The 11,059-nt window shown below is 60.3% G+C and carries 11 protein-coding genes and 1 pseudogene; 4 read left to right on the top strand and 8 right to left on the bottom strand.

All coding sequences use genetic code 11. The features are described 5' to 3' along the window. Positions 1–32 precede the first annotated feature (32 nt). Positions 33–1,181, top strand: a complete 1,149-nt coding sequence (gene macA / locus BLU24_RS13320; protein WP_093100921.1) for a macrolide transporter subunit MacA — start codon at positions 33–35, stop codon at positions 1,179–1,181. A gap of 2 nt (positions 1,182–1,183) precedes the next feature. Further along, positions 1,184–3,142 carry a MacB family efflux pump subunit gene (locus BLU24_RS13325; RefSeq protein ID WP_093100923.1) on the top strand — a complete coding sequence of 653 codons (1,959 nt, stop codon included), beginning with the start codon at positions 1,184–1,186 and terminating at the stop codon, positions 3,140–3,142. Positions 3,143–3,152: 10 nt separating this feature from the next. Here the strand turns inward: BLU24_RS13325 and BLU24_RS13330 are convergent, their stop codons facing one another. From BLU24_RS13330 to BLU24_RS13355, 7 genes and pseudogenes are all read right to left on the bottom strand, one after another. After that, positions 3,153–3,881, bottom strand: coding sequence for a helix-turn-helix transcriptional regulator (locus tag BLU24_RS13330; RefSeq protein WP_093106653.1), 729 nt, complete (start codon positions 3,879–3,881; stop codon positions 3,153–3,155). Positions 3,882–4,165: 284 nt separating this feature from the next. Continuing rightward, positions 4,166–4,645 carry a copper chaperone PCu(A)C gene (locus tag BLU24_RS13335; RefSeq protein ID WP_093100925.1) on the bottom strand — a complete coding sequence of 160 codons (480 nt, stop codon included), beginning with the start codon at positions 4,643–4,645 and terminating at the stop codon, positions 4,166–4,168. Beyond that, positions 4,645–5,250 (bottom strand): SCO family protein, encoded by a 606-nt coding sequence (locus tag BLU24_RS13340; RefSeq protein WP_090284058.1) that lies wholly within the window; start codon positions 5,248–5,250, stop codon positions 4,645–4,647. Before BLU24_RS13340 ends, BLU24_RS13335 begins: the two co-directional genes overlap by 1 nt. Positions 5,251–5,430: 180 nt before the next feature. Further along, entirely contained in the window at positions 5,431–5,982 is a 552-nt protein-coding gene (locus BLU24_RS13345) for an ATP-dependent Clp protease proteolytic subunit (protein WP_093100927.1), read from the bottom strand. 65 nt (positions 5,983–6,047) lie between these two features. Then, positions 6,048–6,311: a hypothetical protein gene (locus BLU24_RS27605; RefSeq protein WP_157720845.1), complete on the bottom strand. Its 264-nt coding sequence runs from the start codon at positions 6,309–6,311 to the stop codon at positions 6,048–6,050. Between the two features lie 49 nt (positions 6,312–6,360). Further along, positions 6,361–6,456 (bottom strand): annotated as a pseudogene (locus BLU24_RS28240) (general stress protein); the annotation flags it as partial. A gap of 197 nt (positions 6,457–6,653) precedes the next feature. Continuing rightward, complete coding sequence (locus BLU24_RS13355; protein ID WP_093100929.1) at positions 6,654–7,325, bottom strand: polysaccharide lyase family 7 protein; 672 nt, start codon at positions 7,323–7,325, stop codon at positions 6,654–6,656. A 246-nt stretch (positions 7,326–7,571) separates the two neighbouring features. Here BLU24_RS13355 and ycaC point away from each other — a divergent pair, with 246 nt between their 5' ends. Further along, positions 7,572–8,204, top strand: coding sequence for an isochorismate family cysteine hydrolase YcaC (gene ycaC / locus BLU24_RS13360; RefSeq protein ID WP_093100931.1), 633 nt, complete (start codon positions 7,572–7,574; stop codon positions 8,202–8,204). Between the two features lie 70 nt (positions 8,205–8,274). On the opposite strand, the gene BLU24_RS13365 is transcribed toward ycaC, so the two are convergent. Beyond that, a complete protein-coding gene (locus BLU24_RS13365) occupies positions 8,275–9,480 on the bottom strand; it encodes an MFS transporter (protein ID WP_231990213.1) in 1,206 nt (401 codons plus the stop codon). Between the two features lie 163 nt (positions 9,481–9,643). Here BLU24_RS13365 and BLU24_RS13370 point away from each other — a divergent pair, with 163 nt between their 5' ends. Continuing rightward, positions 9,644–10,600, top strand: coding sequence for an AraC family transcriptional regulator (locus BLU24_RS13370; RefSeq protein WP_093100933.1), 957 nt, complete (start codon positions 9,644–9,646; stop codon positions 10,598–10,600). The last annotated feature ends 459 nt before the right edge of the window (positions 10,601–11,059 follow it).

Raw genomic sequence — 11,059 nt, forward strand, 5'->3', positions numbered from 1 at the left:
GGCTCAACTCTGAACGGATTTGTGGTTTATTTATGGAAAAGTCGAAGTTGCGCAAAGTCGCTTTGGGTGTGGCGCTGGCGGCGGTCGCCGGCTTGTTGCTGTACGCGGTACAGGCGCCGGCGCAAGCGCCGCAGTACCTGACGGCCACGGTGGAACGCGGTGACATCGAGAACGCGGTGCTCGCCACCGGGTTGCTCGAGGGCATCAAGCAGGTCGATGTCGGCGCGCAGGTGTCGGGGCAATTGAAGTCGCTCAAGGTCAAGGTGGGCGACAAGGTGAAGAAGGGCCAGTGGCTGGCGGAAATCGATCCACTGGTGTTGCAGAACACTCTGCGTCAGGCCCAGGTCGATGAAGAAAACCTGCAAGCGCAAAAACGTGCGACCCAGGCGCAACTGCGCCAGACCAAGGCCTTGTTCGAGCGTTACCGGAACTTGCAGAAAGACGCGTCGATCTCTCGCCAGGATTTCGAAACCGCGCAGTCGAATTACGAAGTGCAGCAGGCCAATCTGCTGTCACTGGACGCGCAGATCAAGAGTGCGCATATCCAGATCGACACCGCCAAGGTCAACCTGGCCTATACACGGATCATTGCGCCCATCGACGGCGATGTGGTCGGCATCGTTACGCAGGAAGGGCAGACCGTGATCGCTAACCAGTTGGCGCCGATCCTGCTCAAGCTGGCCGATCTGGATACCATGACGGTCAAGGCGCAGGTGTCGGAAGCGGATGTGATTCACATCGCGCCGGGGCAGGAGGTGTATTTCACCATTCTGGGTGAAGACAAGCGTTATTACGGCAAGCTGCGCGGCACTGAGCCGGCACCGCAGAACTTCCTCGAAACCCCGCCGGCCGGCACGCCGAAGCAGAACACCGCGGTGTTCTACAACGCATTGTTCGAGGTGCCGAACCCGGATCATCGCTTGCGCATTTCCATGACCGCGCAGGTGCGCGTGGTGCTCGACACGGCGAAGTCAGTGCTCATGGTTCCAGTGGCGGCACTCGGCGCGCGCAACGGTGACGGCAGCTATCCGGTGCGTGTGCTCGATGCCAAGGGGCAGGCCCAGCCACGCACCGTGCAGGTCGGCATTAACAACAACGTCAAGGTGCAGATCAACGAAGGTCTGACTGAAGGTGATCGCGTGGTGATCGGTGATCCGGTATCTGCTGTGGCGGGGTCCTGATCATGGCCGAAGCCCTGCTGCAACTGAGTGGCATCACCCGCAGCTTCATTGCTGGCGATCGTGAATTCCTGGCGCTGAAAGACATTGACCTGACGATACACGCTGGGGAAATGGTGGCGATCATCGGTGCGTCCGGCTCCGGCAAATCGACGCTGATGAACATCCTTGGCTGTCTCGATTACGCCACCGCCGGCAGTTACAGGATCAACGGCCGGGAAACCCGCGACCTCGATAGCGAGGCGCTGGCAGCACTGCGCCGCGACTACTTCGGTTTCATTTTCCAGCGCTATCACTTGCTGCCGCATCTGAGTGCCATGCACAACGTCGAGATCCCGGCGATATACGCCGGCACCCCGGAGCCGCAACGCCACGCCCGCGCCCGCGAGCTGTTGGCGCGGCTGGGGCTGGAACGGCACCTGACGCACCGGCCCAGCCAGCTGTCTGGCGGCCAGCAGCAGCGCGTCAGTATTGCCCGCGCCTTGATGAACGGCGGTGAAGTGATCCTCGCCGATGAGCCAACCGGTGCCCTCGACACGACCAGCGGCAAGGAGGTCATGCACATTCTGCAGGAGCTGCACGCCGCCGGGCACACGGTGATTCTGGTGACCCACGATCCGAAAGTGGCGGCCAACGCCGAGCGCATCATCGAAGTCAGCGACGGCGAAATCCTCAGCGACCGGCGCAACGTGCCCGACAGCGAAGCCTCGGTGAGCGACGACCGGGCGGCGCCGCAAGCCACCGCAGCACGGCGTCTGGTCGCCAGCCTCGGGCTGTTCAAGGAAGCCTTCAACATGGCCTGGGTCGCGTTGATTTCGCACCGCATGCGCACCTTGCTGACCATGCTCGGCATCGTCATCGGCATCACTTCGGTGGTGTCCATTTCGGCGATCGGCGAGGGTGCCAAGCGCTATGTGCTCAAGGACATTCAGGCGATCGGCAGCAACACCATCGATATCTATTCCGGAACCAGTTTCGGCGACAGCCGATCCGCCGCCATCGAAACCCTGGTGCCTGCCGATGTTGCGGCCCTCAATCAACTGTATTACGTCGACAGCGCGACACCGGTGGTTGGCCGCAATCTGCTGTTGCGTTACCGCAATATCGATGTCGATGCCCAGGTCAATGGCGTCAGCGATCTGTATTTCCAGGTGCGCGGGATCAAGATGGCGGCGGGCATTCATTTCAGCGAAAGCGATGCGCGACGTCAGGCTCAGGTGGTGGTGATCGATCACAAGACCCGTCAGCGCCTGTTCGGCGAGCAGGTCGATCCGCTGGGGCAGGTGATCCTGATCGGTAATCTGCCGTGCACCGTGATTGGCGTCGCGGCGGAGAACAAGAACCTGTTTGCCGCGAGCAAGTCACTCAACGTCTGGGTGCCCTACGAAACCGCTGCCGGGCGCCTGCTCGGCCAGCGCTATCTGGACAGCATCAGCGTGCGCATCAAGGACGGCCAGCCGAGCAAAGTGGTGGAGGACAACGTCAACAAGTTGATGCTGCAGCGTCACGGCAGCAAGGATTTCTTCACCAACAACCTCGACAGCATCATGCAGACCGTGCAGAAAACCAGCCGCTCGCTGGCGTTGCTGCTATCGCTGATTGCGGTGATTTCGCTGGTGGTCGGCGGCATCGGCGTGATGAACATCATGCTGGTTTCCGTGACCGAACGGACCCGCGAGATAGGCATTCGCATGGCGGTGGGCGCGCGCCAGTCGGACATTCGTCAGCAGTTTCTGGTGGAAGCGGTGATGGTCTGTCTGCTCGGTGGCGCCATCGGCATTTCCCTGTCGTACGCCATCGGCCATCTGTTTTCGGTGTTCATCAAGGAGTGGGAGATGGTGTTTTCGATGGGCTCGGTGCTGACCGCAGTGTTCTGTTCGACCTTGATCGGCGTGGTGTTCGGCTTCGTGCCCGCGCGCAACGCTTCACGGCTGGACCCGATCGAAGCGCTGGCGCGGGATTGATCGTGCTGGGTCAGGGGGTGGGGGCTGCCGCGCTGTCCTGCGGCGAATACATCCACTTCATCAACGAATGTCGGCCGCTGATGCCCAGTTTGATCGCCGCGCGCTTGAGGTAGCTTTCCACGGTGTTGACCTTTAGCTGCAGCTGCGCGGCCAGTTCCGGCGCGGTGTGCCCGGCGAGCAGGCCGATGCACACCGCGCTTTCGCGGTTCGACAGCTTCAAACCCAGTTGCTCCAAGCGCTCGTTGAAGCGCAGGCGCAGGGTCTCCAGGCCGCTGGTTTCCGCGTTCGGTGCAAGAGCTTGCGAGTCGATCTCCAGCGGCTGCACGGCGTTGATGTGTTTTTCGACCATCGGCAGCAGTACCGGCGAGATGTCCTGCAGCAGGCTGCGCTCCTGGGCGGAAAAACGTTCCGACTGATCGTTGCGGTACACCGAAATCACGTAGCGGTAACCGTCCTTGCGCCGGGTCAGGTGCAGTTGCGCAGCGTCGGCGGCGGTTGGCGATGTCTCGGGCGGCGGCCGGTCGCTGTGTTCGCTGAACAGCGTGTCGGCGCGCAACGCCGCCTCCCTCGTCGGTTCGGGTTCGCAGCGCTGCGTCACCGGTTCGACGCGCATCTGCCGAATATGCGTAGCGTCCACCGCCAGTTGGGTGCGGATCAGGTCATGCAGCATGCGCGGAAAATGGCGACTGCCGGTGCTGGCAATGACCTTGCCGATGTGCGGAAACAGGTGTGAGTTCATGTCTTCATCCGTGAGTGGCATTGAGCGGCTCGTATCCTTGCAGTCGCGGCGTGAGCTCCATGGCCGGTAAAATTTCCTGCAGGTTTGGATCCTATCCTAGTACAACGTTTCAACATGCGTTTAATCAAGCGCAAATGCGCTTGTTGCAATGACGTTCGATTAACAGTACGACGAGTGGCACGTGATGCAGAAACATGTCCGGTGCCATTTACCAAGGTCGAACATCAAACGTAAAAAAAGGGCAGCCTGATCAATCAAGCCGCCCCTTTCAGATCACTCGGCAATCAATGCATCTTGCTGTGATCGTGCCCTTGCATAGTGGTCAGCGCACGAACCGGTGCCTTGACTTCGAGGGTCTCTTTCTCGCCCTTGGCGTTTTCCACGGTCAGGGTCAGCGGTACGCTTTCGCCTTCCTTGAGCTGGCCGGTCAGCCCCATCAACATCACGTGATAACCATTGGGATCAAACGCGACCGCTTTGCCCGCCGGCAGATCCACCGATTTCACCGGGCCCATGCTCATGACGTCGTTTTTCATGGTCATTTCATGGATCTGCACGTCCTTGGCGACCGGCGAAGCGACGCTGAGCAACTTGCTGTCGCTGTCAGCGGTGAGGGTCATGAACGCGCCGCTGGCGCTTTGGGTCGGCACGGTGGCGCGCACCCAGGCGTCGTCGACTGTGGTTTGCGCCGCTGCCTGAAAAGCCAGGCCCAGCAACGACAGACCCAGTACAGCGCGTTTGATGTGGTTCAAGACAGGACGCATCAGCAGACCTCCATAACAGTGAGCAAATCTTCCGTGCATTGTTCTGCCGAAAGCGATGTGGACAGCCCCAGGCGCAAACCGCCGTTGGAGTCGTAGACGTAACTGGTCGCGGTGTGCGAGATGGTGTAGGTGTCGCCGGCCGGAACCTTCTCGTAGAACACGTCGAATTCCTTGGCCGTGGCCTGGGTTTCCTCAAGCGTGCCGTACAGCGCGACGAAGGTCGGGTCGAAGGCTTTCATGTAGGCGTCGAGAATTTCAGGGGTGTCGCGCTCTGGATCGAGGGTGATGAAGATCACCTGCAAGCGATCGCCGTCGGCGCCCATCAGCTTCTTGATTTTCGCCGCGCGGGCGAGCGTGGTCGGGCACACGGCCGGGCACTGGGTGAAACCGAAGAACACCATCGGCATCATGCCGCGAAAGCTCGACAGCGTCATGGTTTCGCCGTCGGTGTTCTTCAGTTTGAAGGTGCGCCCCATGATCTTGTTACTCAGATCCTTGCCGTACTTGTACGACAGTTGGCCGCGGGTGTCGCAGCCGGCGAGCAGGCCCAGCCCGAGCACGCCCATTCCCGCAAGTACCTTGCGGCGAGTCAACAAAGCCGTCATCTAATACCGCCTTTTGCAGCCCGTCAGTCGACAGGACTGGCGGGGGGTTAACCGTAAAAGCGGCGCATGATACCAAACTGCAGGCAGGCGCCGGCCACGGATCGCTGGATGGTGTGGGATAGCGCCACAAAAGGTGTAAGAAAAGATGACCCGCCGACTCACGAACGACCCTCAGCGCCATCAACCGTGAATGATCGAATTCACCGATTCGGCTGTGATCACCGGTGCCTCGATCGCATCGATCAAGCCACACAGCATGGCCTGCGAAGGGTCGATGATGCGCGGGGCCGCCGTCAGGTATTTCTCGGTCTCCAGCGTTTCCCGGGCACCTTCCGTTCGTTCAGCGACGATGCGCGCATACAGGTACAAGTCGTAATCCAGGCTCATGGCGTATTCCGACATGCGCGAATGATCGACCGCGCCCTGCAAATGCCAGTGGAAAGGGTGGAAGAGAAACTTGCTGTGGGTACACGCCGAGCGGCGCTCGCCGGCAAGAAACACGATGTTGCCCATCGACTCGACCGTGCCCAGATTGTGCGTGTGCACCGGAATCGGCAGCGACAAGAGAAAGTTGTACATGGTGAAACCGTAACTGCATTCGCCCCCCATCGTGGCGATGTTAACAATCAGCTTCGAGGCTTTTTGTTGTACGGCGACGGAGGCTTTGTCGATCAATTGGCCGCAGGTGGAGGCGTTGATCGGCCCCGTGAAATTGATGACGTGAACGGGCATGAGTCACCTCGCTGTTTAATGGCGTTTTGACGATGCGGGTCAACAGACTGCTTTGACTGGCTTGCTCAGTAACCGCGCTCGCAAACAGGTCGGGTGTGCGTCGCCCCGCACTGGCGCTCGGCCTGAGCGGCGCCTTGCAGGCGCTCGTAGCAACTGCGCGACGCCACCGCGGGAACAGGGCGTGGCGGCTCTGGCGCACTGGCAGGCTGTTGAGGCTGATCCTCTGCCAATGTCAGGCCTGGTGGAGAGCTTAGCTCCATTTCGTGAGCAGGCTCTTCAGCCTTTTCCATTTGCATGGCGCAGTGGTGGGTTTCGACGGGCGCTTTCATGGCAGACCTCAAGGTAAAAGGGGCAGCAGCGCCGCCCCCGATCTGGCGTTTAAGACTTGCGTCCGCCGCCATGGCTCTGTTGCCCGCCCTTACGGCCGGCTTCCGATGCTTTTTCGCGGTCGTTGGCAAAGTTGCCGCCATTGCCACTGCCCGACGAGCCCTTTTTATCGCTGGTGGAGGTCTTGTTATTGCCCTGATTCTTATTACCGGTAGTCATGATGGTTCTCCGACAACAGTGAGGGTTAACTTGCTGTCCGTTAACGCAACGGACACTAATTCCGATAACGCCAAAGCGTGAATCGTTTTGATTGTTTTACAGTTGCCCGATAAGCGGTCGAACGGTTAATGGCTGAGCAACAAGTCGTGGATCAGACAGACCGAGCCATCGGTGGCCGCCGTGGTCGCGCTGTAATCGATCTGGTTGTAGACACCGCCATGAAAGTTGAAACGCTGGCTGGCCCAACTGCTGTCCATTTGCTGCGGCGGCGCCGAGGCGGTCACGCCATTGCAGGTCACCAGCACGTTGACCAGCCCTGCTGCGCTGACGTTGATCTCGACCGTGAAGGGCACGTTGAGGCCAATATTGCTGGCGATCGTGCTGTTGACCGGGTCGGGCTGGTTGAAGCTCTGGCGAAAGCCCCAGGTGATTTTGTTCTTGTTCCAGAACACCTTGATCGCCGGGCTGTCGTTGTCCTTGACGTGCATCTGCGCAATCACCACTTTTTGCGCGGAGTTGACTTGTGTGAGCGTCATGCGTTGGCGATTGACGTGTAGCGCCGCACTTTCCAGCGTCCAGTACACCGGCTCTTTCCATTCGCAGCGCGTGCGATGAGTGCTTTTGCTAGAGGCGCCAAGGGTTGGTGCGCTGAAACGGATGCTGCCATCGGGCTGGCGGCTGATGACTTCAGGAAAACGCAACAACGCCTCATCGCCCATCAACTCCAGTGCGACCGGGTTGGTGGGCGAAGTGGCGACAGGCGTGGTGATGCGCAAACGGCTGATATCGACAGGCATAAATACCTCCACAATCTCGGACAGATGAAGTGGGTAAGTTGCAAGACGAGTGATGCCGGGTGCATCGATGTGTTCCATGAACTTAACAGTGCGTGGACTAATGGCATTGATCAGCGGGTGTGGATTGTCTCGTTTGAGTGGACGGTGAAACGCCTTTCAGCCGATTTATCCCTTTTCGATGGGTCAGTAATCTGTACCCAACTTGAACGCAACAACAAACTTCAAACTTGAAAAGGGATGCCCACCATGACCACTCCAACCTACAACCGCCTGAACAAAGACGACGCCATCGTGCTGCTGGTTGACCACCAGACCGGTCTGATTTCGTTGGTGCAGGACTTCTCGCCCAACGAGTTCAAGAACAACGTGCTGGCCCTGGCCGATTTGGCGAAGTTCTTCGAACTGCCGACCATTCTCACCACCAGCTTCGAACAAGGCCCGAACGGCCCGCTGGTCCCGGAACTGAAAGAGATGTTCCCGAACGCGCCGTACATCGCTCGCCCGGGCCAGATCAACGCCTGGGACAACGAAGACTTCGTCAAAGCGATCAAGGCCACCGGTCGCAAGCAAATCATCATTGCCGGTGTGGTCACCGATGTTTGCGTAGCGTTCCCGACCCTGTCGGCACTGGCGGAAGGTTTTGATGTGTTCGTGGTCACCGACGCTTCGGGCACCTTCAACACCACCGTGCAACAAGCCGCCTGGAGCCGCATGACCCAGGCCGGCGCACAAATGATGAACTGGTTCTCGGTGGCCTGTGAGCTGCACCGCGACTGGCGCAACGACATCGAAGGCCTCGGTAACCTGCTGTCACAGCGTATTCCCAACTACCGCAACCTGATGAACAGCTATACGGCGCTGACTGCACAGCAAAAGTAATTGGTATGGCTACACAACAAAGCCCGCTTTGAAAGCGGGCTTTTGTCGTTTGAGGATTCGGGACGACGAGTCAGGTCAGGCTCATCGATGGCTGCGGCACCCGTGACGCCGCTCGCGCCGCGAGCAACGCCAGCACCGCCGCAACGACGAGCAGCCCGGCGCTGGATTCGAACGTCGCGCGATAGCCGCTCATGTCAAACAGCACGCCGCCGACAATCGCACCCGAGGCGATAGCGAACTGCACCACCGCGACCATCAGACCGCCGCCCGCTTCGGCGGCATCCGGCAGGGTTCGCGCCAGCCACGTCCACCAGCCCACCGGCGCAGCCGTTGCCACCAGCCCCCACAATCCGAGCAGCACCGCTGTAACGACGGTTGAACCACCAAAAGCAATCAGCGCCATCGCTATCACGGCCATCAACAGCGGAATGATGATCAGCGTGCGATGCAGGCTTTTTTTCACAAACCCTTCGATCAGGAAAGTCCCGGCCAGCCCGGCTACGCCGAGGCCGAGCAGCATCAGCGAGAGCACCGAAACATTGACCTGAGTGACCGTTTCAAGAAACGGCCGCAAATAGGTAAACAGCATGAACTGGCCCATGAAAAACACACTGACCGCGAGCATGCCCAACGCCACCGGCGGGCGCTTGAGCAAGCGCAAGACATTGCCGGAAGCGGCGCCACCAGCGGCTTTCATCGACGGCAGACTGAACATCAGCCAGGCCCCGGCCAACAGGGCGACCGGCACCACGCAGAAAAACGCACCGCGCCAGCCGATCAACGCGCCGAGAAAACTGCCCAGCGGCGCGGCAATCACGGTCGCCAGCGCATTGCCGCCGTTGACGATCGCCATCGCCCGGGTGACCTGTTCATCCGGCACCAGGCGCATGGCCGTCGCTGCCGACAGCGACCAGAAGCCACCAATCGCCACACCGATCAGTGCGCGACCGAGCATGAACACCGTGTAGTTCGGTGTGAACGCGACCACAGTCCCGGAGACGATCATCAACCCGGTCAGCGACAGCAGCAGCGGCTTGCGATCGACCCGCGCCGCCAGCAACGGAATCAGCAGACTGGTCAGCAGCGCAAACAGCCCGGACACGGAAATGCCCTGACCGGCCTGGCCTTCGCTGATATGCAGGTCGCTGGCGATCGGCGTCAGCAGGCTGACCGGCATGAACTCCGAGGCCACCAATACGAAGGCAGCAAGCGACATGGCGAATACCGCGCCCCATGAGGCGGACGGTTGCGGCGGGGTGGATGTGGTCACGGTCATTGTCGAAATCCTGTGTTGCGCGAAACGCCCATTGTCCCGGTCAGGCGCGCACGGCTGTAGCGCGATTCGCTGGATTTCTTGCCTGATCCGCTGAGTCATGCCATTTGCGCGGGACGCTCGCGCGCCGGCACGCTACAGTTCAGCGCAGAGGTAACGGAACCCTATGACCAACACAATTTCCCAGGATTTACCGCTGCAAGCCGAGCTGGCGCAGACCATCGGCGCCCATGCCGAGGTACCAGGCGATTTCCCCACGGCGATTGCCGGGCTCGGTTTTTTCCGCCGCGAGCAACCCTCGTCACCGCTGGTATGCATGGTCGAACCCAGCGTGATTCTGGTAGCGCAGGGTGAGAAAAAACTGTGGGTGGGCGGCGAAGGTTTCATGTACGACACCTCGCGATTCCTGTTGACCTCACTGGACCTGCCAGCCAATTCCGAAGTGTTGCAGGCCAGCCCCGAGCGGCCCTGCCTGGGCCTGTCGTTCAAGCTCGATGTGCAAATGCTTGCCGAGCTGGCCGCGCACAGTGAGCCACCGTCATACCGCGACGGCGCCGAGCGCAAGAGCGTCGGTATCGGCTCCGTCACCCAGCCGATGCTGCTGGCGTTCCAGCGCTTGCTCGCACTGCTCGATGAGCCGGAGGCAATCCCGGTGCTGGCGCCGTTGATCCAGCGCGAGATCCACTTCCGCCTGTTGCAAAGCGATCAGGCGCTGCGCCTGCGTAAGATCACTGCGGTCGACGGCCAAGGCTACCGCATCGCCAAAGCCATCGACTGGCTGAAAATCAACTACACCTCGCCGTTGCGAGTCGAGGAACTGGCCGCGCGGGTGCAGATGAGTGCGCCGACCTTCCACCATCATTTCCGCCAACTGACGACGATGAGCCCGTTGCAATATCAGAAGTGGCTACGCCTGACCGAAGCGCGGCGACTGATGCTCAACGAACAGCAGGATGCCTCCAGCGCCGCCTTCAAGGTCGGCTATGAAAGCCCGTCGCAGTTCAGCCGCGAATACAGCCGACTGTTCGGCGCCGCGCCCAAGCGCGACATCGTCGCATTGCGTGGGCAGCGCCATTCGGGCGACGAGCGCCAGAACGCGAAAATCAAAAGCCCCTCACCCTAACCCTCCCGAAACGTCGGACCGCCCGTAGGGAGAGGGGATTGACCGTGGTGGATGTAAGGGATGCGCCGACGTGCGATATCGAGCTGAATGCGACTTTTGAAAATCAACAGCCCCTCACCCTAGCCCTCTCCCGGAGGGAGAGGGGACTGACCGCGGTGGATGTGAGAGATACGCTGACTGAGATACCGAGCCGGACTCGGATTCTGAAAAGCCCAAAGATCGGCTCCCTCTCCCTCCGGGAGAGGGCTGGGGTGAGGGCGAATCCACTGAAGATTTCAAGCCATGCGACGCTTCTCACCACTCAACAATGAGCGCCAGCTCGAGTGCCCTTGATCTTGCCTAACCAGCGACATCGGAAGGCTGAGTGGAGGGATTGATCCGGGCGTGGGAGCGCAGCGACCGTACGACGAAGTCGTACACAGCGGAAGTAGGTGCAGCGAAGCCAACCGTAGCCGCTGC

The organism is Pseudomonas sp. Z003-0.4C(8344-21), from assembly GCF_900104975.1.
Classification (GTDB): domain Bacteria; phylum Pseudomonadota; class Gammaproteobacteria; order Pseudomonadales; family Pseudomonadaceae; genus Aquipseudomonas; species Aquipseudomonas granadensis.

What these genes read in the sequence shown, in the direction of transcription:
- BLU24_RS13325 (WP_093100923.1), top strand. Translation starts at nt 1,184, where the DNA reads ATGGCCGAAGCCCTGCTGCAACTGAGTGGCATCACCCGCAGCTTCATT.
- BLU24_RS13365 (WP_231990213.1), bottom strand. Translation starts at nt 9,480, where the DNA reads ATGACCGTGACCACATCCACCCCGCCGCAACCGTCCGCCTCATGGGGC.
- BLU24_RS27605 (WP_157720845.1), bottom strand. Translation starts at nt 6,311, where the DNA reads ATGAAAGCGCCCGTCGAAACCCACCACTGCGCCATGCAAATGGAAAAG.
- BLU24_RS13335 (WP_093100925.1), bottom strand. Translation starts at nt 4,645, where the DNA reads ATGCGTCCTGTCTTGAACCACATCAAACGCGCTGTACTGGGTCTGTCG.
- BLU24_RS13340 (WP_090284058.1), bottom strand. Translation starts at nt 5,250, where the DNA reads ATGACGGCTTTGTTGACTCGCCGCAAGGTACTTGCGGGAATGGGCGTG.
- BLU24_RS13355 (WP_093100929.1), bottom strand. Translation starts at nt 7,325, where the DNA reads ATGCCTGTCGATATCAGCCGTTTGCGCATCACCACGCCTGTCGCCACT.
- macA (WP_093100921.1), top strand. Translation starts at nt 33, where the DNA reads ATGGAAAAGTCGAAGTTGCGCAAAGTCGCTTTGGGTGTGGCGCTGGCG.
- ycaC (WP_093100931.1), top strand. Translation starts at nt 7,572, where the DNA reads ATGACCACTCCAACCTACAACCGCCTGAACAAAGACGACGCCATCGTG.
- BLU24_RS13370 (WP_093100933.1), top strand. Translation starts at nt 9,644, where the DNA reads ATGACCAACACAATTTCCCAGGATTTACCGCTGCAAGCCGAGCTGGCG.
- BLU24_RS13345 (WP_093100927.1), bottom strand. Translation starts at nt 5,982, where the DNA reads ATGCCCGTTCACGTCATCAATTTCACGGGGCCGATCAACGCCTCCACC.
- BLU24_RS13330 (WP_093106653.1), bottom strand. Translation starts at nt 3,881, where the DNA reads ATGAACTCACACCTGTTTCCGCACATCGGCAAGGTCATTGCCAGCACC.